The organism is Kribbella sp. CA-245084, assembly GCF_050942355.1.
Lineage (GTDB): Bacteria > Actinomycetota > Actinomycetes > Propionibacteriales > Kribbellaceae > Kribbella.
In genome coordinates this window covers 8,356,565-8,376,870 of record NZ_CP192053.1, presented here as the reverse complement: position 1 = coordinate 8,376,870, position 20,306 = coordinate 8,356,565, and the positions used below count along the sequence as shown (strand labels likewise).

The following is a 20,306-nucleotide window of genomic DNA, read 5'->3' as shown; positions in this document are numbered from 1 at the left end:
CGGAGGACCCTGATGGCCGAACGCCCCCGTTCGTTGGACCGACCAACCGATCAGCCGAGCGGCGGACGCGGACTGCTGGGCCGGCGTCGCGTCCTCGGATACCTGATCGCCGCGCCGACCCTCGCGGTCGGCGTGAGCTGGCTGGTCAACGATGCCGACCCACGCGCGGCCGATGCCGCCGTACCGTCGCTGCCGCAGCCGGAGGACATCTTCGACCTCGGCGACCTGCAGAACCTCGCGGCCGCGCCGACCTCCGGCCTGATCACGGTCGAGCTGAAGACCGACGGTACGGCGTTCTTCGCGGTACCGCGGGCCGAGGTCGGCCAGGGCATCACCACCGCGTTCGCGATGATGGTTGCCGAAGAGCTCGATCTGCCGATGGACAAGGTCGAGATCGGCCTGGCGGACGCGCGGCCGGAGCTGCTGATGAACCAGCTGACCGGCGGGTCGAACTCGATGCGCAGCATGTACCTGCCGGTCCGGACCGCCGCCGCGATCGCCCGGCAGCGTCTGGTGGACACGGCCGCGGCGCACTGGGGCGTCGCTGCCGGCAAGGTGACGACGCGGGCCGGGGTGCTCACGGGTCCAGGGGGCCGTACGGCGACGTACGGATCGCTGGCCGAGGCCGCTGCGACCATCAAGACGATCGCGGTGTCCGCCGAGCTGAAGTCTCCGTCCGAGTTCAACGTTCTCGGCCGGCCACGCAACCGGGTCGACGGCCACGACATCGTCACCGGTCGCAAGCAGTTCGCGATGGACCTGCAGGTCCCGGCCGCGAAGCCGACCATGGTGGCCCGGCCGCCGACGATCAACGGGACGCTGAAGTCGATCAACAACCTCGCCGCCCTGCGGTCGATGCCGGGGATCTCCGATGTCGTTGGCATCACCCACGGTGTCGCGATCAGGGGCGACACGTTCGGCCAGTGCATCGACGCCATCCAGAAGGTCGACGCGACCTGGGGACCGGGCACGGTGGACGACGAGTCCGACGCCACCGTGCTGGCGAAGTTGCGTGCGGCCCAGTTGCCGATGGTCGTGCCGCCGGTGCTGTCGCAGACGATCGACGCCGAGTTCGTCTTCGCGTTCGCCAGCAACAGCCCGCTCGAGCCGGACTGTGCGATCGCGGACGTCCGGCCGGACAGCGCCGAGATCTGGTCCAGCCTCAAGGTGCCGATCGTGGCCCAGGAGGACATCGCCAAACAGCTCGGTCTGCCGATCGACGCGGTCAAGGTGCATGTGATCCAGGGCGGTGGATCGTTCGGCCGGCACCTGTTCCACGACGTCGCGGCCGAGGCCGCGGAGATCTCGCAGAAGATGGGCAAGGCGGTGAAGCTGTCCTGGTCGCGGACGGACAACTTCCGGCAGGGACGCACGCACCCGATGAGCACCTCCCGTGTCCGGGTGAACTACCTGGCCGGCAACGTGCTCAGCTACGAGCAGCGGCACACGAGCGTGCAGACCGACTTCGGGCACGGCCTCGGCGAGATGATCACCGCGTTCGCCGCGGATCTGCCGGTCGGCGGCAACCTGTCGTTCGCCGAGACGATCTTCGAGCTCACCCAGTCGTCGCCGTACAACTTCGGCGTGACCACCCAGCTGCTCAACGAGGTGCCGCTGAAGTTCAACACCGGCAGCATGCGCAACATCTACTCGCCGAACGTGGTCTGCGCCGAGGAACTGATGGTCGACCGGCTCGCCGCGAAGATGGGGCAGGACCCGGTCCGGTTCCGGCGGAGCTTCCTCAAGGACAAGCGACTGCTCGCCGTACTGAACAAGGCGGCCGAGGTCGGCAACTGGGGCAAGGCGATGCCGAAGGGTACGGCGCAGGGCGTCGGCGTGCACTCGGAGTACCGGGCCGCGGTCGCGACGCTGGTCGAGATCGACTGCCGGCCGGCGACGGTCAACCGGCCGGTCGACGGCGAAGGTGTGACCGGTCCGCGGGTCACCAAGGCGGTGATCGTCGTCGATCCCGGGTTCTGCATCAACCCGCGGGGTCTGGAGGCCCAGATGATCGGCGGGCTGCAGGATGCGATCGCGCTGGCGCTGACGTCGAGCCTGCACATCAAGGACGGCATCCCGCTCGAGGGCAGCTGGGACAACTACTTCTACACCCGCGAGTGGAACACGCCGCTGGACGTCGAGGTGGTGATCATGCCGAACACGAGCGAGAGCCCGAGCGGCGCCGGCGAGCTCGCGGTGGCTCCGGCCTTCGCGGCGGTCGCGTGTGCCTATGCGCGGGCGACCGGCACGATGCCGACGTACTTCCCGATCAACCACGGCACGCTCGGCTTCGAGCCGCTGCCGTTGCAGCCGTCCACTCCGCAGTCGCCGACCGACGGCCTCGACCACACGTTCTGAGGAATCCATGCCTACGCACACGTTCAAGCTCAACGGCAAGCAGATCAGCGTCGACGCCGAGGACAACGTCCGGCTGCTGTGGGTCCTGCGCGACCTGCTCGGTGTCACCGGACCGAAGTACGGCTGCGCGCTCCAGGTCTGCAGGTCGTGCACCTCGCATATCAACGGCAAGGCGTTCAATCCCTGCTCGGTGCAGGTCAAGGACATCGAGCCGACCGACGAAGTCACCACGATCGAAGGGCTGCCGGCGACCGTCGGCAAGGACCTGCACCCGATGCAGGAGGCCTGGCTGACGTACGACGTCGCGCAGTGCGGGTACTGCCAGCCGGGTCAGATCATGGCCGCGGTCGCGAAGGTGAAGCAGGCCCAGAAGGAGGGCCGTGACATCACCGACGCGGACCTCGACGAGCTGCGCAACATCTGCCGCTGCGGCACGTACTCCCGGATTCGCGAAGCGGTCAAGGCCGGCGCGGAGGACATGGGTGCGTGACGTCCTGCCCCACGTGCGCCGGTGGTACGCCGAGGGCGACCGGTTCGCGATCGCCACGGTGATCGACACGTTCCGATCGGCACCTCGCCAGCCCGGCGCGGCGATGGCGGTGTCCGGCGCCGGCGTGGCGGTCGGCAGTGTGTCCGGCGGCTGTGTCGAGTCGGACGTCTACGCGGTGGCGCAGGAAGTCATCCGGACAGGCTGGCCCGAGGTACGCCGGTACGGCGTGTCCGATGACGACGTCTTCGCGATCGGTCTGACGTGTGGCGGTGTGGTCGAGGTCCTGGTCGAGCCCGTGGACGCGGCGTCGTTCGCGGACTTCGGCACGGTGACCGCCTCGGTCGCCTCAGGCCGACCGGTAGCGGTCGCGACCGTCGTCACGCCGGGAGAAAGCCTGGGGCGGCGCATCGTCGTCGAGGCGGACGCGGTCACCGGCAGCCTGGGCGATCCGGGCCTGGACGCGGCCGTGATCGAGGACGCGGTGACCATGCTCGACACCGGCGCGACCGCGATCCGCGAGTACGGCGCTCAGGGCGAATGCCGGCGTACGGACGTCGCGGTGTTCGTGCAGGCGCTCGCGCCACCGCCGCGGATGTTCGTGTTCGGCGCGATCGACTTCGCGGCCGCGGTCGCCAGGGTCGGCAAGTTCCTCGGCTATCACGTGACGGTGTGCGATGCCCGCGGCGTGTTCGCGACGCGGCTGCGGTTCCCCGAGGCGGACGAGGTCGTGGTCGATTGGCCGCACCGGTTCCTCGCCGGTCAGCTCGACGCGATCGACAGCCGTACGGCGATCTGTGTGCTGACGCATGATCCGAAGTTCGACGTACCGCTGCTGGAGTTGGCTGTACGGACGGACGCCGGCTACATCGGCGCGATGGGCTCGCGGCGTACCCATGAGGATCGACTGTCCCGGCTGCGGGCCGCGGGTGTGACCGAGGAGGAGTTGGCCCGGCTGTTGTCGCCGACCGGTCTCGATCTCGGCGCCCGAACTCCCGAGGAGACCGCGATCTCGATTGCGGCCGAGATCATCGCGCAGCGCAGCGCGGCGAGTGCTCGGCCGCTGTCAACGACTACCGGTCGCATCCACGCGGCTGTCCTCCGATGACGTGAGCTGAGGTTTCGCCGGGCCGTGCTCTTCGACGTACCCGCCGCTGGGAAGCCGGAGGATCCGGCCGGTCTCGATGCCGTGCGCCGCGACGTCCGCATCGTGCAGCTGCAGGCTCAGGCAGAGGCGGCGGGTGATGCTGAAGGCGATCGGCGGGCCGAGGATCAGTAGTGCCTGGAACAGGTGGATCAGCGCGTTCACCGAGAGGTGGAACTGGACCGCCATCGTGTCGGCGCCTGCCGCGGCCCACAGGGTGCCATAGAAGACGACTCCAGCTACGCCGATGCCGGTGCGGATCGGGTTGCTGCGGGGGCGTTCGAGGAGGTTGTGCTCCCGCCGGTCGCGGGTCACTCGCTCTTCGATGAACGGGTAGATCCCGAGCAGCGCCAGGAACAGCGTGCAGACCCCGACCGGGAGCAGGATGGCGAAGCTGATGGTTCTGCCCCACCAGACGGCCTCCCACCCGGGCGCCAGCCGCAGCGCACCATCGAGGAAGGCGAGGTACCAGGCCGGACCGACTCCGGCCGAGGTGTCCGCCGGATCGGCCGGACCGAACAGCCAGACCGGGTTGATGGTGGCCAGCGAGGCCATCAGGGTCACCACTGCGGCCACGAAGCAGAAGAGGCCCGCACCCTTGACCACCGCGACAGCCGCCCGACTTCCGACCACGTTCTCCTCGGTACGCCCGGGGCCGGGGAACTGCGCCGGCTTGTTCTTCAGCGCGAGGATCCCGCTGACGATGAAGAGCACAACGAGCAGTGCGGGCAGGACGATGATGTGCAGCGGGTAGAACCGGCTGATCACATCGCCCGGGAAGTCCCCTCCGAACAGCAGCGCCGACAGTTGCGTACCCAGGAACGGAGTCGCCTGCAGCACGCCGTCGAGTACGGCGAGACTCGTGCCGGACGCCATGTCGTCCGGGAGCGACGTACCGGTGAGGCACGCACCCAGCGTGATGATCAGCAGCCCGAAGACGACCAGCCAGTTCAGCCGCCGCGGCCGGCGGAACCCCGCGGTGAAGAACAGCCGCAAGAGGTGCAGCAGGATCGCCGCCACCATGATCAGTGCGCCCCAGTGGTGCATCTGGCGGATCAGCAGGCCGCCGCGCATCTCGAAGCTGATCTTCATCGTCGAGTCCAGGGCCTGCGACATCTGTACGCCGTGCAGCGGTGCGTACGGACCGTCGTACACAACGTGTCCGACCGACGGCTGGTAGGGCACCATCAGCACAAGGCCGGTGAGCGTCACCAGAACGAAGCTGTAGAAGGCGATCTGGCCGAACAGCAGCGACCAGTGATCAGGGAATACTCTCCCGCGCAGATTGCGCACATTGTTCAAGGGACCCGGCACGATTCGGCCCTCCTCGGTCATACATACGACCCCGCAGCGACCGAGATTGTGACGTGTCGTGTCAGACCTCACACCCCGCTAGAAGGTGTTCCGGCGGCGGGCCGCGCGCGGGCGGCCGTCGGGATCGTAGACGTGGTCGGCGAGCCAGCCGGCCCAGAGCGACTTGAACCGGCCGAGGGGTTGCGGGTGATGGGCGCGGATCCGTCCGGTGGGTCGTGGCCCACGGCGCTTGTCGGCGTACCACTGGTCCAGGGTTGCGGCTGTCGTCTGCCAGTAGGTGAAGCCGGTGATCGGGTCCAGGTCGGGGTCGGGTACGCCGAGGTGTTCGGACCAGAGTTGTTCGCGCAGCGATCGGGCGAGGTCAGGGGAGTCGATCGCGCAGGTCAGTTCGCTGTCGTTGGTCCACGAACGGCGGTTGAAGTTGTCCGATCCGCAGGTCATCCAGGTGTCGTCGACGATGCAGACCTTCGCGTGGACATAGATCGGTACGCCCTTCTCGCTCTCCAGGTCGTAGACGGCGACCCGGTCGGAGTTCAGCCGGCGGAGCGCCTCCAGTTGGGCATGCCGTGCGGGTGGTCCGCTGACTCGGCCGTCCTGGTCCGGGTACCGCGGGACGACCGCGATGATGTGCAGATCCGGCGACCGTTCCAGCGCTTCCCGGAGTGCTTCGGCCACCGGTTCGGACCACAGGTACTGATCTTCCAAGTAGATAAGGGACTTCGCCCGTCCGAACGCCTTCAGGTAGGCGCGCGCGATGCTGTGCTCACCACGCGGCGCGAACGGGAATCCGGGATGCTTGTGCGCGTACGTCCGCAGCACCTGGACGGTGTCCTTCCCGGCCGTTGGCGGATCCGGGAACGCCTCCGACAGGTCGCCCGGGTGTCGCGGCATCCGGGCCATTCGCTGGATCGCCATCCGGTACGGCGTACGCCGGTCGAGCGGATGCGGATCGTCCCACCGCTCGACGAAGGTACGCAGCAGGTCGCCGACGACAGGCCCGCGGAGCTCGAGCGTCAGATCGTGCCAGGGCGCCCGGTCGCCGTACCGCGGATCCATCGGTGCGGTCTGCGGATCACCCAGGTGGCGTTCGTCGTCGCGCCGGCCGTGGCACAGATCGATGCCGCCGACGAACGCGACATCGGCGGCCGGATCGTCGCGGTGCCGGATCACGAACAGCTTCTGGTGGTGCGAGGCGAGCCGGCGTACCCGTTGGTCCAGCAGCACCTCACCGCCGGCCTCGTTGAGCTCGGTGCCGAGGTGCTGGTTCTGTTGGGCGTTGAAGCTGAGATGGTCGGAGTGCGATCGCCAGAGCAACGCGCGCACCTCGACCCCGGATCGGGCGAGGTCGCACAGCACCTCGCCGATCGACGGACCCCCGTCGTACAACACCTCGTCCGGGTCGCCGCGCCAGTCGGTGAAGTACACCCGATCGCCCGGCTGCAGCCTGCACAGCTCGTCGTACAGACACCGGAAGTACGTCGCCCCGTGCACCAGCGGCCGCACGAGGTTCCCCTCGGACCAGGCACCGTCGGAGTCGATGTCTGTCCCGGGGTTTCCACGTTCAGCCGCTGTCAGGAACCAGTCGTGCGCCATGGTTCCCTGTGCCCATCAGCTCAGGACTGACGCGTCAGCTGTGCGTCAGATTGCGGAGGCGGTGAGGGCGGCGCGTTCGACGGCGAGGGTGCGGCGCCGGGTGTGCATGCTGTCGAAGGTGAACAGGGCGAGCGCTACCCAGACCAGGCTGAAGCCGGCCCAGCGCATCGGTGTCATCTGTTCGTGGAAGATCAGCAGGCCGCAGATGAACTGCATGATCGGGGCGATGTAGTTCAGCAGGCCGAGGGTCGTCATCGAGATGCGGGTGGCCGCGGCGCCGAAGAGCAGCAGGGGTACGGCGGTGATCGGGCCGGTCAGCAGGACGAGGATGAGGTACGCCGTCCCGTGGTGCGTGACCGTCGCGTGGCCCTGCAGTCCGAGTACGACGATCGCCACGATCGCCAGCGGAGCGACCGTGCCGGACTCGACGGCCATGCCCTCGATCGCGCCGGCGCCGGCCTGCTTCTTCGCCAGGCCGTAGCACCCGAACGAGAGCGTCAGGATGATCGCCACCCACGGCGGCTTCCCGTTCTCGATCGCAAGCCCGAGGACGGCCACGAAGGCGATCCCCAGCGCCGTCCATTGCATCGGCCGTAGCTGTTCCTTCAGGACGAAGACGCCGAGCAGGACCGTGAACAGCGGCGTGATGAAGTACCCGAGCGAGGTCTCCACGACATGCCCGTGGCCGACGGCCCAGATATAGGTGCCCCAGTTCACCGAGATCAGGAAGGCCGCCGCGATCAACGGCCAGCGCCGGCGTGGCTCCGCGAGGAGTGCCTTCACCCGGCCGAACTTCCGCAGTACGGCGACCAGGATCGCGATCGTGATCAGCGACCAGAGGATGCGGTGGGCGAGCAGTTCGACCGCGCCGGAGTGGTCGAGCAGCTTCCAGTACAGCGGGAAGAGACCCCAGATCAGGTAGGCGGTGAACCCGTAGGTGAATCCTCTTCGCTGTTCCGGCACGGCGTCAGCGTAAGCCCGCCCGACAGTCGCATCCAACTACTTTGCTCATGACGTGAGACGCAGTGCCGCTAGTCTGTGCGGCGACCTGCCACAACCACAGGAGGTAACCGGATGCCGTCCCGACGTGAACTGCTCGACGCGATGGTCGACGACGTGACGCGAACCACGCTCCGATCGGCCGACCTGGGGCCGGAGGATCGCGTGCTGGCCCGGCAGCGGGTTCAGGAGGCGATCGAGCAGACGGCGGTGCGCGCGCATCACGACGTACTGGCGATGACCCACGGTGACAGCCATGGGCCCGAGGCGGATCGGTTCGCCGCGCACATGGACACCAGGCACCGGGAACAGGGCGGCCCCGATCAGGCTGTCCGCGAGACGCCGGCCGGGAAGCTGGCTGCTGACCTGGTGGCATCCGACGACCGGTCGAGCCGCTACCACCCGTTGCTGACCCAGCGTGCCGAGGACTACATCGCGCACGAGGTCACTGTTGCCGCGGAGGCCGCGACCAGGAAACTGCCTGGTGGCCCGTCCCAGGCGCCGGCTGCCGCCGCCGGTCCGGCCGCCGCTGTCGGTTCCGCCGCCGCGGCCGGGGCTGCAGCCGGTCCCGCCTTCGCGCCGGTCGCCGTCGCAAAATCAGGAGTGGCAGCGTTCAAACCAGGTCAGTCGCACCGGAGCGGACCGTCCATCGGGTGACGCGGCGCGTGAGTGCGCTGGTGTCATGGGGTTGGATGGTGGTGTGAACACCAGGAGGCGCGCGTGGGTGTGAGGACCGGTCTGGTCTCGGTGACGTTTCGGCAGTTGCCGGTCGACCAGGTGGTGGAGGTAGCGGCGAAGTCCGGGCTCGCGGCGATCGAGTGGGGCGGTGACGTGCATGTCCCGCTCGGCAACCTCGTCAACGCCAAGCGGGTGCGGAACCTGACCGAAGTACACGGCCTGCAGGTCGCGGCGTACGGCTCCTATCTCCGGGCGGGCAACGTGGACCGCGAGGAGATGCGCTCGGCGGTCGCCACTGCCGAGGCCCTCGGCGCGCCGCGGATCCGGGTCTGGGCCGGCAACGTCGGTACGGCGGAAGCGGGCGTCGGCGACCGGATGGCCGTGACGCGCGGACTGGGCGAACTCGCCGACATGGCCGCCGGTGCGGGCATCGAGATCGCGATGGAGTTCCACCGGAACACGCTCACCGACGAGGTCGACTCGACGATCACGCTGCTGCTCGACGTCGGCGCTTCGAACCTCAAGACGTACTGGCAGCCGCCGGTCGACCTCGACGACGCTCAGTGCCTGCAGCAGTTGGAGGCACTGATGCCGTGGCTGAGCACGGTCCACGTGTTCTCGTGGTGGCCGTCCAACAACCGGCTGCCGCTGGCAGCCCGCGAGTCCCTGTGGCGCCCGGTCCTCGACCGCCTCGCCGCCGAGCCCCGCGAGATCAACGCCCTCCTCGAGTTCGTCGCCGACGACTCCACGGAACAATTCTCCAAGGACGCCGCCGACCTGCACAGCTGGATATAGGTCCTGTCTGGTAGTCCAGACAGGACCTAAGCAGGCCGGTAGATCGCCAGGATCAGCTTGCCCTTCGTCGGTGTGCCGCCGGTGACGGTCACGGTGGCGGTGTCCGCCGGGCCTGCCGGGCGGGGGTCGTAGGCGATCCCGAGTGACCCGCCCGAGCCTGCGGCGGCGCCGATGCCGCTCTCCGACTTGCCGACCCGCAGCGTGCCTTCGACGTGGCCGGAGATGCCGAGCGGCGAGCTGCCGTAGGCGATCACGTACGGCGTGTCCGCCGGTGTGACCATCGACATCGTCTTGCTCGGCCCGGCGGCTGTGCGGACGTCCGCGAGCTTGTAGTCGTACCCGCCGCTCTCGATCCGCTCGGGGAGGAGAACTCCGTCGACCACGTGCTGGTTGCCCTCGAAGTAGATGCCCAGACCCAGCCGGGCATCCGGCGGCGCTGCCGGACCGCCCTGGTGCGACGGGACGATCTGCGCGACCACGTCGACGCGCTGGCCGGCGGCCACCGGTGAAGCGATCGTGATGCTGCTGCCGGTCCCGGCGTCGGTGGAGCTCGCCTCGCAGGTGGAGCTGTACGGCGCTCCCGGTCCGACCCGGATCGAGACGGAGTACGGCCGGTCGGCGGAGTCGGAGCCCGCGTTCGCCGTACAGAAGTCGTGCAGGACCAGGCGGTTGCCGGTCGCGGTGAAGATGAACCGCACCTCGGTCCGTCCCGGGTCGGCCACCTTCGCTCCGGCGAGAGTGTCGCCGCCGATCGTCGACCGGTAGACCACGCCGTCCTTGCTGTAGGCGTTCGGGTCGGCCGGGACTGGCCGGGTCGGGGGACCGCCGGACGCCGTGGGCTTCGGCGCGGTGGCGTAGATGCCCACGGCGAGCTGGGCGTTCTTCGCGCCCGGCCGGCGGGTCTGCAGGTCGATCACCTCGGCCGTGACCTGCGCCGATCTGCCGACGGGCGAGGTCAGCCAGAGGGCGTCGTCCGGCCGGATCTCGGCGCTAGCGCCCAGGTTCCAGGTCCCCGGCCCGCCGTCGCAGCCGGCATCGCCGACATACCAGCCGTTGAGCTTGAACCGGACCCCGTACATGCCGCCGACGCCGCCGCAGTCGACGCGGAGCGTGACCGACGTCGTCTGCGGAGTCCAGGCGAACGACAGCTTGTCCTGGTTGCGGTCGCCGATCCATGCCTTGAGCAACTTGTCGTTGCCGACCATGCCGGGGACCGTCATGCCGTTCCTGGTGTAGTCGTGCGGGGTGTCGTCGGCCGGGTCGGGCGGCGTGGACCGCAGGCTGGGGACGAGCCCGGCGCCGATCGCGGCGATGACGGCGATCACGCCGAGGGCGGTGAACGTACGGCGGCGACGCGTGCCGCGGATCTTGTTCTTGACGCCGGGGAGCAGATCGGCCGGGTGCTCGTCGGCGGCGGTGGCGCGGGTCGCGAGCTCGTCGCGCAGGTCTTGGAGGTTCATCGCGGGGTCTCCAGGTCTGCCGTCGTACCGGCGGTCAGCGCGGGGTCGACGCGGAGTTTGGCGAGTGCTTTGGCGGTCTGGCTCTTGACGGTGCCGACCGTGCTGGCCATCAGGCGGGCGGTCTCGGCTTCGCTGAGGTCCTCGTAGAAGCGCAGGACAACGACGGCGCGTTGGCGGCGCGGGAGGCGGCCGATCGCGTCCCAGAGTCGAGCTGGTCCTCGCCGTGCGGGGCGGGGGACTCGGGCAGCTCCTCGGTCGGGATCTCGCCGTTCCAGCGGCGGCGCCACCAGGAGGAGTACGTCGTGACGAGGATCCGCCGGACGTACGGCTCGGGGTTGTCCTCGCGGATCCGCGCCCAGTGGAACCAGGCCTTGGCCAGCGCGGTCTGGACGAGGTCCTCGGCCAGCGCGTGGTCGCGGGTCAACAGGTAGGCGGTCCGCAGCAGGCTCTGCGAGCGCGCCGCCACAAAGGCGTCGAAGCTCCCCGTGCCGTCGTCAGCCCGCACCCGCGTCACCCCCGTCGTCACCACACCGTCATCGATGCTCACATCCTGAGGGACCAGCTGACCCACTCGAATGGTTGCCCCGGGCGATTGGTCGGAAAGTTTCACTGAGCACTGGCCAACCGACGGATTGTGCCGGAATGCTGGGGTCCGACAGATTCCTTCACCGCCCCGGAGGTGTCCGATGTCCATCACGTTCCCACGACTGCTCGCCGTACTGCTGCTGTTTGCGGCAACCCTCACCGCGTCGCAGGTCGTCGCGACGACGGTTGCGCATGCCGACGGTTGCTACACCTGGGGTCGCACGCTCAGCCAGGGGATGAACGGCGAGGATGTGCGGCAGTTGCAGATCCGGGTCGCCGGTTATCCCGGGTACGGCGGTCATCTCGCGACCGACGGTGATTTCGGGCCGGCCACGAAGGCGGCGGTGCAGCGCTTCCAGTCGGCGTACGGATTGGGGGCGGACGGGGTTGCCGGGCCGGCGACGTTCAGCAAGATCTACGCGCTGCAGGACGATGACTGCACGCCGATCCACTTCACGTACGCCGAGTTGGATGACGGCTGCGGTGGATCCGGGTACGACGGTGGTCCGCTCTCGGAGGCGGCGACCAAGGCCAATGCGCTGCAGACGATGTGGCAGTTGGAGGCGCTTCGGCACGCGCTCGGGGACCAGGCGCTCAACATCTCGAGTGGTTTCCGCAGTATCCCGTGCAACAACTCGGTGGGCGGCGCGAGCAACAGCCAGCACTTGTACGGCCGCTCCGCCGACCTCACCGGTGTTCACTCCTTCTGCACGATGGCGAAGGAGGCCCGCAACCACGGGTTCGGCGGGATCTTCGGCCCCGGCTATCCCGACCACAACGACCACACCCACGTAGACATTCGTACGACGAACTCGTGGAGTGCGCCCAACTGCGGCATCTAGTCCAGCGGGTGGTCTCCGAAGTTGGTGAGCGGCGGTAGGTCGAGTTCTATCGCCGCTGCCAAGTGGTCCCAGCCGACTCGGCCGAAGGGTTCGGTGCCTGCGGCGAAGGCGTGCTCTAGCGTGCCGGCGGCTTGTTCGGCGGCCTCGCGTTCGGCGTCTGTGATCAGGCCGGTTGTGTGGGCGGCAGCCAGTTCGTCCCAGTCTTGTGTGCCGATGGTGCCGTCGGACCGGCGGAACGGGTCCAGTTCGAGGTCCTCGAAGGTCCACTCTGATCCGACGACCGTCGGTTGGGTGCTTATGTCGACGTGTAGGAGTCCGCTCTGGCGGAAGTACGCGAACCACCAGCCGTCGTGCGGTGCGAGCTGGACACAATGCTCGCCCGGACCGCCCGGGCCGAGTTGGGCCACCTCGCAGATCTCGCCGTTGCCGGCGCGGAAGTGGGAATGTGCCGGCGTGTAGAACCACGTGCCGAACTCGTCTGTGGTCAAGGGGTACGCCGACCACAGCCCGGACCCCGAAGGCCGTTTGCGTTTGCGGATGTACGTCGTCTTCACAGCAACTGGCTCACCGTGTGGATGAGCAGACCGACGAGCGCACCGACCACGGTGCCGTTGATCCGGATGAACTGGAGGTCCCGCCCGACGTGGAGCTCGATCCGCGCGGATGCCTCGCGACCGTCCCAGCGCTCGATCGTGTCGGAGATGACGGAAACGATCTCGGTGCCGTACGTGCGGACGACGTACCCGACGGCCTCTGATGCGCGAGTGTCGACGCTCGAACGCAAACCCTCGTCGTCCTGGAGCCGGCCGCCCAGCTCATGGATCGCCTTGACCGCCCGCCCCCGCAGCGTGCTGTTCGGGTCGTTGATCGAGTCGATGAGCGCCGTACGCATCGCGTCCCACACCGCAGTCAGGCTCGAGCCCATGTCCGGATGCGTCAGCATCCGTGCCTTCCACGCCTCGAACCGTTCCATCGTCTCGGGGTCGTGCTGCAGATCGTCGGCCAGTTGCGCCAGCAGCCGGTCGACTGCCCGTCGCGCCGGGTGCGTCTGGTTGTCGCGTACGTCGGCCAGCCACGCCAGCGCTTCGCGGTGGATCCGGTCGATCACCAGCCGGTCCACCCATTGCGGCGACCAGCGCGGCGCCCGCGGACCGACCACGTCCGCAAGCAGTTCGCGGTTGTTCGCCAGCCAGTCGTACGCCTCGACCATCAGCAGGTCGAACAATGCGTGATGCGCGCCGTCCTCGACCACGGACTGCACGAAGTGCCCCGCGATCGGGCTCAACGGCTCCTTCACGAACCGCGGCAGCAACGACCCTCGCACGAACGCAGACACATCTTCATCGCCGAGCTTCGGCAGCGCCGCCCCGATCGTGCGCGCGCCTTCCGCCACGATCCGCTCGGCGTGGTTGCCGTCGGCAAGCCATTCACCGACCCGGCGGCTCACCTCCGCCGTACGCATCTTCTCCGCGACGACTTCCTCGGACAGGAAGTTCTCGGTGACGAACTGCTCCAGGCTCTCGGCCAGGCTGTCCTTCCGGGTCGGGACGATCGCGGTGTGCGGAATCGGCAGCCCGAGCGGATGCCGGAACAGCGCGGTGACCGCGAACCAGTCCGCCAGCGCACCGACCATCGCCGCCTCGGACGCCGCGTTCAGGTAGGCCCAGCCGCCGCTGAGGTGCAGCGTCGCCACGTAGATCACTGCTGCGAGCACCAGCAGCGCCAACGCCACGGACCGCATCTGCCGCAGCCCACGCCGCCGTACCTGATCGGCCGGGCTCAGGGTCATGGTCGCCATACCCCGATTCAACCAAGTGGGCGGTGATCAGCAGGTCAGGCAAGCACCTGATTTGTCCCTCGACGTTCCATCAGACCGGAAATCAGTGCGAGCGTCAGACCCGCGACAGCGAGTCCGGCACCCAATCGGCTCGGCCACTCGTAGCCGTAGCCGGCCGCGAGTACGACGCCGCCGAGCCAGGCGCCGAGTGCGTTGGCGATGTTCAGCGTGGAGTGGTTGAGCGACGCGGCCAGTGATTGGCCCTCGTGCGCGACGTCCATCAGGCGAGTCTGCAGCGCCGGTACGAGGATGCTCGCCGAGCACCCCAACGCGAACACCGCGATCAGCGCACCGGGCCGCGTCTGCGCGAGCCAGCCGAACGCTCCCAGTACGACGGCCACTGCGACCAGTCCGCCGTACACACTGCCCATCAGCGACCGATCCGCGAGCCGCCCGCCGACAACAGTGCCGACCGTCATGCCCACGCCGTACACGGCCAGGACGATCGTCACCGCGGACTCCGAGAAGCCGGACAGCTCCGTCATCGTCGGCGTGATGTACGAGTAGGTCGCGAACATCCCGCCGAAGCCGACCATCCCGACCAGTAGGGCCATCCACACCTGCGGTCTCTTGAGGGCGCTGAGCTCGCTCCGGACGTTCACGTCGCTGCCGACCGGTTGTGCCGGCACCCATAGCCACACTGCAACTAGTGTCAGTGTCCCTAGTACGCCGACCGCGAGGAACGGCACCTGCCATCCGAGCCGCTGGCCCAGCAACGTCGTCAGCGGTACGCCGATGATGTTGGCGACCGGGAGCCCGACCATCGTCATCGACACCGCCCGCGCACGCCGCTCGGGCGCCACCATCGACGCGCCGACGACCGCGCCGATCCCGAAGAACGCTCCGTGCGGTACGCCGGACAGGAACCGCGCCGCCATCAGGAACTCGTAGCTCGAGGCAACGGCCGACAGCACGTTGCCGATCACGAACAGCGCGACCAGCCCGAGCAGCAACCGCTTCCGCCCGGTCCGTGCGCCGAGCGCCGCAATCACCGGAGCGCCGACCACGACCCCCAGCGCGTACGCCGAGATGACATGGCCGGCCGTCGGGATCGAGACGTGCACGCCGTCCGCGATCTGCGGCAGCAGCCCCATCGTCACGAACTCGGTCGTCCCGATCGCGAATCCACCGGTTGCCAGCGCGAACAACGCCAGGCTGACGTGCCGCGAAGTACCGCGTGTGTCAGGAGTCACCGAACTTGTCACGCCTGATTGTCGCAGAGATCAGCAGGGCCACCGCCAACAGGGCGAAGACCGCGTTCCCGATCAGGTCGGTGCTGTGCGGGGCGTCGAAGACCGGCTTCTCCGGGAACGCGTGCCACGCGTAGGTGAGCATTGCGCCACCCGCGACGGCCAGCGTGCGCTTCTGCGTCCAGCTCGTACGCCGGGAGAAGTGCACCAGGACGACAGCCGCCGCGATCTCGATGGCGAGCATCAGGGCCGCACCCAGCCAGCCGTTCTTCACCGCGTCGCTCGTGACCATCCATCCCGAGCTCACCACCAGACCGGCCACTGCGAGCACCCAGACCGGCGGCACCGTGCCCGGGGTACGAGGCCGGGCCCGCCGGCCGACCCGTGCGGCCAGGAAGACCAAGGCGACGATGGCGACCGCGACACCGGCGAACTGTGCCGGCGATGCGACGAACGAGTCCATCCCGAGCTGGATGGCGGTCGTCGCGATGATGCCGACCACGAACAAGGCGCCGTACACACTCAGGCCGATCTTGCCAAGCCACGGCTCACGCGGCCGCCGTGACATCGACTCGACGAGCACGATCGGCACCGTGATGCTCCAGATCGTGTGCAGGCCGAGGACGAACACCGTCCACGGTGCGCCCATGCCCAGGAAGCCGATGTGCCCCGGGGACAGGAGGTGCTGGTCGACGTAGTTCGGGTTGAAGAGCGACTGGGTGGTGACACCCTCCTCGAGGACGCCGTACGCGAGCGCAAGCAGCACGACGCTCGGGTATCCCCAGCCGCGCCGCCGGACGAGTTCGCGGATCAGTACGGCGCCGCCGCCGTACAGCGGGGCGAGGCCCAGCAACGCGAACAGTGCGCTGATCGGGATGTTCCCGAGCAGGAACTCCGCGACCAGGGGCGACAGGAAGAACAGGCCGAGGGCGGGCAAGCTCCGCTTCACGCTGCTGTGTTTCGGCGCGGTCACCACGTTCGTGTTCGTCATGGCTACAACTCTCGTGCGGGTTGGGCGGTGGTGCGGATGCGATCCGTCCGGTTCCGGCGCTGACGGACGTCGGGGCCCGGGCCTGACGGATGTCATGGCTCAGGGTTCAGTCAGGGTAATTCTGCCTATACGGCGTATAGGGAATGTGTATTTAATGGTCGTCATGAGCGACGTGACGACGAAGGACCGCATCACCGCCGCGGCGACGTACCTGCTGACCGAGCACGGCGCGGCCGGGGTGTCGATGCGGAAGGTGGCGGCCGCGGTCGGGATCACGCCGATGGCGATCTACCAGTACTTCGGTGACCGGGAGACGTTGCTGAACGCGATCGCGGACGCGGCGTTCGTCGAGCTGGTGCGGCGCTGGGAGTCGGCGGAGCGTCCTTCGTCGGCGGACGAGTTGCTGCGGGAGATGCTGATCGACCACGTCGACTTCGCGCTTGAGCATCCCCGGCTCTACGACTACATGTTCACCGAGCGCCGCGACCAGGCGCGCAAGTTCCCCGCGGACTTCCGCGCTCGCAAGTCACCCACGCTCAACCTCGTCGCCGACGCGATCACCGCCGGCGTCGAGCAGGAACTGTTCCGCGCCGACACAGACATCTGGGAAACCAGCCTGATGTTCGCCGCCCTACTCCACGGCCTGATCCAACTCCACCACGGCGACCGCATAGGCATGCCGGAAGCAGCCTTCCGATCCCTCTGCCTACGCCTGGGCGAAAGGATGATCAATGAACTACGACGACAATAAGAAACCCGCCGGCCCTCGCCGGCCCCCGGCCGGCTCGACCCGGCTAGCAGGTGCGGGAGCCGCCAGGTGGGTTGGTGTGCGAGGCGTACTGGTGGCTGGGTTGGCGGCGGTTTCCACTGGGGTGTTGTTGTACTTCGGGTCTGGTTTGCATGCGATTCCTGCGCTGACCTGGCTTGCTCCGGTTCCTGTGTTTCTGGTGGCGGCTCGGCTTCGGGGTGGGGTGGCTGGGGTGGCTGCGTTTGTGGGTTGGCTTTTGGGGCTTGCCAATTTGGCGCGGTACTTGCTTGGGGATCTTGAGTTGCCGGTGGTTGTATTGGGGTTTTTGGTGGTGTTGGCGGGGGTGTTTGCCGGGACGGTGTTGTTTTTCAGGGCGCTGGTGGTGCGGGGGCATCCGGTGGTGGCGGCGGTTGCGGCGCCGGCTTTGTGGGCGGGGCTTGACTATCTGATTGCGAGCGTCTCGCCGCACGGTGCGTTTACGAGTCTTGCGTACACGCAGGTGGAGGTTGCCCCGGTCAACCAGATCGTGTCGTTGACCGGGCCTTGGGGGCTCAGCTTCTTGCTGTTGTTCCCGGCTGCGGTGATTGCCGCGCGCAAACCCGCACTGATCGGCGTGCTGGCGATTGTTGCTGCTAGCACCTGTTTGTACGGCGTCGTGCGGCTGCACGGCACACCGCAGAGCGAGCCGGTGAAGATCGCCGTACTGTCCGCACAAGGAGCAGACAACGCAGGCTGGCCCAACGCTGCCGGACCGCAGATCATCGACCGCTATCGCCCGATGATCACCGACGCCGCCCAAGCCGGAGCGAAGATCGTCCTGCTGCCGGAGAAGATCGTCGACGTCCGGACCACCGACCTCCCGCAGCTCTCACACCAGTTCCAAACGCTTGCCACGAGCAACAAGATCGAGCTTGTCGTCGGGCTCACGGTGCTCGGCGACGGGGACCACAACCGCGCCTTGATGTTCCACCCCGACGGCGCCGCGCCCACGTCGTACGACAAGCACCACCTGATCCCGGGTATCGAGCCGTACACACCGGGCGACCAATTGGCGACGTACGACACCTGGGGTCTGATGATCTGCAAGGACCTGGACTTCCCGGCCCTCGCCCGGCAGTACGGCGAACTCGACACCTCGCTCCTGCTCGTCCCCGCGCTCGACTTCGTCGACGACGGCTGGCTGCACAGCCGGATGGCGCTGCTGCGCGGTATCGAGAACGGCATCCCGATCGCCCGCGACGGCAGCCAGGGCCGCCTGACCCTGACCGACGCGAACGGCCGCATCGTCGCCGAAACCATCGCCCCGGCGAACGGACCGGCCGTCCTGATCGGCGAGCTGCGACCGGGGATCGATCACACGCTCTACACCGCCTGGGGTGACTGGTTCGCCTGGTTGTGCGGCCTGGTGGCGCTGGCCGGGATGCTGTTGTTGAGGTCCCGCGGCGGGCGTGAAAACATCCGGCATGGCCAACTTCGGGGACTACCAGTTGCAGATCTACCTGCAGGGGATGTTGCAGGGGACGAAGCCGGAGATCACGACCGACCTGGCCCGGCTGGAGTCGCAGGCGGCCGGGAAGCTCACGCTGGAGGCGATGGGGTACATCGTGCCGAGCGCGGGCGGCGGATCGACCGCCCGGGCGAACCAGGCGGCGTTCGACCGCTGGCGGCTGGCACCGCGGATGCTCCGCGGCAGCACCGAACGTGACCTGTCCTGCACCATCCTCGGTACGGCGATGCCCGCGCCGCTCCTGGTCGCACCGATCGGTGTCCAGACCCTCGCGCACCCCGACGGCGAGCTGGCCACGGCCCGGGCTGCCGACACCCTCGGTCTGACCTACACGCACTCGACCCAGGCGAGCCACGCGATCGAGCAGATCGAGGCGAGCAACAAGTGGTTCCAGCTGTACTACCCGACCGACCGCGACGTCTGCCTCAGTTTCCTCCAGCGCGCCAAGGCCGCCGGGTACGGCGTACTCGTCGTCACGCTGGACACCGGGACGATCGGGTGGCGGCCGGCCGATCTGGATCGCGGGTTCCTCCCGTTCCTGAAGGGGGAAGGGCTCGCGAACTACTTCAGCGACCCGGCCTTCCAATCGAAGCTGGCCAAGCCGATCGCAGAGGATCCCGGCGCTGCGGTGATGCTCTGGGCGCAGATCTTCCCGAACGTCGGCCTGGCCTGGGACGACCTGTCGTTCCTGCGCGACAACTGGGACGGTCCGATCGTCCTGAAGGGCATCACCGCGGTCGAGGACGCCAAACTCGCGGCTGAGCAGGGCGTCGACGGCATCGTCGTCTCGAACCACGGCGGCCGCCAGGTCGACGGCGCGGTCGCATCGCTCGACGCGCTCCCCGCGATCGCGGATGCGGTCGGCGAGCAACTGACAGTCCTGTTCGACTCCGGCGTACGCACCGGCTCCGACGCAGCCAAGGCGCTCGCCCTCGGCGCCAAGGCCGTGCTCCTCGGCCGTCCGCTCCTCTACGGCCTCGCACTCGCCGGACAAGCCGGTGTCGAGCATGTACTGCGTTGCTTCCTGGCCGAGCTCGATCTCACGCTGGCATTGTCCGGGTACGCGAACCACCGCGAGCTCAACCGCGACTCGGTGGTCCGCGCGTGAAGGCGGTCATCTTCGACCTCGACAACACCCTGTTCGACCACACCGGCTCCGCCGAACGTGGGCTGCGCAGCTGGGTGACCGAGCTCGGGCTCACGCCGACGGACGAGCTGGTTGCGCAGTGGTTCGTGATCGAGGACGAGCAGTACCCGCGCTGGCTGTCCGGAGAGCTCACCCATCAGGGCCAGCGCCGTGCTCGGCTGCGCGCCTTCCTCCCGCTGATCGATCGCGCTGTCCCGACGACCGAGGCCGGGTTGGACGAGGTGTTCGAGGGCTACCTGACGCAGTACCGGAACAACTGGATCGCGTTCCCGGACGCGCGCCCCGCGCTGGAAGTTGCTCGAGGCAACGGTTGGCGGACCGGCGTGCTCACCAACGGGAACACGGTGCAGCAGAACGCGAAGCTGGCGGCGATCGGGCTGGCCGACCTGATCGACGTGGTCTGCACCTCGGAGGCGCTCGGCTTCAGCAAGCCGGCCCCGGAGGCCTACCTGCGCACCTGTGAGGCACTGGGAGCCGAGCCGGCCGACGTCCTGATGATCGGCGACAACCTCGAGAACGATGTGCTCGGCGCGCAGGCGGCCGGGCTGCCCGCGCGGCACCTGGATCGCGCGGCAGGGACGAATCTGCTCGACCTGATGTAGTCTTTGCGACAGAGATTCGACTCTCTGAA

20 protein-coding genes and 1 pseudogene are annotated in these 20,306 nt (G+C 68.2%); 11 read left to right on the top strand and 10 right to left on the bottom strand.

The window, feature by feature from the left end:
• The first annotated feature begins 12 nt into the window (after positions 1-12).
• The 3 genes from ACQPYH_RS40220 to ACQPYH_RS40210 are packed head-to-tail and all read left to right on the top strand — an operon-like array spanning position 13 to position 3,953.
• Positions 13-2,358 (top strand): molybdopterin cofactor-binding domain-containing protein, encoded by a 2,346-nt coding sequence (locus ACQPYH_RS40220; RefSeq protein WP_432882760.1) that lies wholly within the window; start codon positions 13-15, stop codon positions 2,356-2,358.
• A gap of 7 nt (positions 2,359-2,365) precedes the next feature.
• On the top strand, positions 2,366-2,848 hold the full coding sequence (locus ACQPYH_RS40215; RefSeq protein WP_432882757.1) for a (2Fe-2S)-binding protein: 483 nt from the start codon (positions 2,366-2,368) through the stop codon (positions 2,846-2,848).
• Positions 2,841-3,953, top strand: a complete 1,113-nt coding sequence (locus ACQPYH_RS40210) for an XdhC family protein (RefSeq protein WP_432882754.1) — start codon at positions 2,841-2,843, stop codon at positions 3,951-3,953. Before ACQPYH_RS40215 ends, ACQPYH_RS40210 begins: the two co-directional genes overlap by 8 nt.
• On the opposite strand, the gene qcrB is transcribed toward ACQPYH_RS40210, so the two are convergent.
• From qcrB to rarD, 3 genes are all read right to left on the bottom strand, one after another.
• Positions 3,912-5,303 (bottom strand): cytochrome bc1 complex cytochrome b subunit, encoded by a 1,392-nt coding sequence (qcrB, locus tag ACQPYH_RS40205; protein ID WP_432882751.1) that lies wholly within the window; start codon positions 5,301-5,303, stop codon positions 3,912-3,914. The two genes, ACQPYH_RS40210 and qcrB, sit on opposite strands and share 42 nt — an antisense overlap.
• A 78-nt stretch (positions 5,304-5,381) precedes the next feature.
• Complete coding sequence (locus ACQPYH_RS40200) at positions 5,382-6,896, bottom strand: phospholipase D-like domain-containing protein (RefSeq protein ID WP_432882748.1); 1,515 nt, start codon at positions 6,894-6,896, stop codon at positions 5,382-5,384.
• Between the two features lie 45 nt (positions 6,897-6,941).
• Positions 6,942-7,859 (bottom strand): EamA family transporter RarD, encoded by a 918-nt coding sequence (rarD, locus tag ACQPYH_RS40195; RefSeq protein WP_432882746.1) that lies wholly within the window; start codon positions 7,857-7,859, stop codon positions 6,942-6,944.
• A 111-nt stretch (positions 7,860-7,970) separates the two neighbouring features.
• Between rarD and ACQPYH_RS40190 the strand changes: the two genes are divergently transcribed.
• Positions 7,971-8,552 (top strand): hypothetical protein, encoded by a 582-nt coding sequence (locus tag ACQPYH_RS40190; protein WP_432882744.1) that lies wholly within the window; start codon positions 7,971-7,973, stop codon positions 8,550-8,552.
• A gap of 63 nt (positions 8,553-8,615) precedes the next feature.
• A complete protein-coding gene (locus ACQPYH_RS40185) occupies positions 8,616-9,368 on the top strand; it encodes a sugar phosphate isomerase/epimerase family protein (RefSeq protein ID WP_432882741.1) in 753 nt (250 codons plus the stop codon).
• Positions 9,369-9,394: 26 nt separating this feature from the next.
• On the opposite strand, the gene ACQPYH_RS40180 is transcribed toward ACQPYH_RS40185, so the two are convergent.
• The 3 genes from ACQPYH_RS40180 to ACQPYH_RS40170 are packed head-to-tail and all read right to left on the bottom strand — an operon-like array spanning position 9,395 to position 11,375.
• Positions 9,395-10,828, bottom strand: a complete 1,434-nt coding sequence (locus ACQPYH_RS40180; protein WP_432882738.1) for a hypothetical protein — start codon at positions 10,826-10,828, stop codon at positions 9,395-9,397.
• On the bottom strand, positions 10,825-10,983 hold the full coding sequence (locus tag ACQPYH_RS40175) for a sigma factor-like helix-turn-helix DNA-binding protein (RefSeq protein WP_432894611.1): 159 nt from the start codon (positions 10,981-10,983) through the stop codon (positions 10,825-10,827). The genes ACQPYH_RS40180 and ACQPYH_RS40175 overlap by 4 nt, the downstream gene beginning before the upstream one ends.
• The gene (locus ACQPYH_RS40170) at positions 10,938-11,375 is read right to left on the bottom strand and encodes a sigma factor (RefSeq protein ID WP_432882735.1); all 438 of its coding nucleotides are present in this window, start codon (positions 11,373-11,375) and stop codon (positions 10,938-10,940) included. Before ACQPYH_RS40170 ends, ACQPYH_RS40175 begins: the two co-directional genes overlap by 46 nt.
• 139 nt (positions 11,376-11,514) lie before the next feature.
• Between ACQPYH_RS40170 and ACQPYH_RS40165 the strand changes: the two genes are divergently transcribed.
• On the top strand, positions 11,515-12,255 hold the full coding sequence (locus ACQPYH_RS40165; protein ID WP_432882733.1) for a D-Ala-D-Ala carboxypeptidase family metallohydrolase: 741 nt from the start codon (positions 11,515-11,517) through the stop codon (positions 12,253-12,255).
• Here ACQPYH_RS40165 and ACQPYH_RS40160 read toward each other — a convergent pair.
• From ACQPYH_RS40160 to ACQPYH_RS40145, 4 genes are read right to left on the bottom strand one after another with little or no spacing between them, the layout of a single operon-like run.
• Positions 12,252-12,809 carry a DUF402 domain-containing protein gene (locus tag ACQPYH_RS40160; RefSeq protein ID WP_432882731.1) on the bottom strand — a complete coding sequence of 186 codons (558 nt, stop codon included), beginning with the start codon at positions 12,807-12,809 and terminating at the stop codon, positions 12,252-12,254. The two genes, ACQPYH_RS40165 and ACQPYH_RS40160, sit on opposite strands and share 4 nt — an antisense overlap.
• A complete protein-coding gene (locus ACQPYH_RS40155) occupies positions 12,806-14,053 on the bottom strand; it encodes a DUF445 domain-containing protein (protein WP_432882729.1) in 1,248 nt (415 codons plus the stop codon). Before ACQPYH_RS40155 ends, ACQPYH_RS40160 begins: the two co-directional genes overlap by 4 nt.
• A 35-nt stretch (positions 14,054-14,088) precedes the next feature.
• Entirely contained in the window at positions 14,089-15,285 is a 1,197-nt protein-coding gene (locus ACQPYH_RS40150) for an MFS transporter (RefSeq protein WP_432882727.1), read from the bottom strand.
• Positions 15,275-16,273 (bottom strand): hypothetical protein, encoded by a 999-nt coding sequence (locus ACQPYH_RS40145; protein WP_432882724.1) that lies wholly within the window; start codon positions 16,271-16,273, stop codon positions 15,275-15,277. Before ACQPYH_RS40145 ends, ACQPYH_RS40150 begins: the two co-directional genes overlap by 11 nt.
• Positions 16,274-16,436: 163 nt before the next feature.
• On the opposite strand from ACQPYH_RS40145, the gene ACQPYH_RS40140 reads away from it, so the two are divergent.
• From ACQPYH_RS40140 to ACQPYH_RS40120, 5 genes and pseudogenes are all read left to right on the top strand, one after another.
• A complete protein-coding gene (locus ACQPYH_RS40140) occupies positions 16,437-17,024 on the top strand; it encodes a TetR/AcrR family transcriptional regulator (protein WP_432882721.1) in 588 nt (195 codons plus the stop codon).
• A pseudogene (locus tag ACQPYH_RS40135) lies at positions 17,005-17,541 on the top strand (hypothetical protein); the annotation flags it as partial. The gene ACQPYH_RS40140 and the pseudogene ACQPYH_RS40135, both read left to right, overlap by 20 nt.
• A gap of 45 nt (positions 17,542-17,586) precedes the next feature.
• Positions 17,587-18,726 (top strand): nitrilase-related carbon-nitrogen hydrolase, encoded by a 1,140-nt coding sequence (locus ACQPYH_RS40130; protein WP_432894609.1) that lies wholly within the window; start codon positions 17,587-17,589, stop codon positions 18,724-18,726.
• A complete protein-coding gene (locus tag ACQPYH_RS40125; RefSeq protein ID WP_432882717.1) occupies positions 18,614-19,636 on the top strand; it encodes an alpha-hydroxy-acid oxidizing protein in 1,023 nt (340 codons plus the stop codon). The genes ACQPYH_RS40130 and ACQPYH_RS40125 overlap by 113 nt, the downstream gene beginning before the upstream one ends.
• The gene (locus ACQPYH_RS40120) at positions 19,633-20,277 is read left to right on the top strand and encodes an HAD family hydrolase (protein ID WP_432882715.1); all 645 of its coding nucleotides are present in this window, start codon (positions 19,633-19,635) and stop codon (positions 20,275-20,277) included. Before ACQPYH_RS40125 ends, ACQPYH_RS40120 begins: the two co-directional genes overlap by 4 nt.
• Positions 20,278-20,306: the final 29 nt, after the last annotated feature.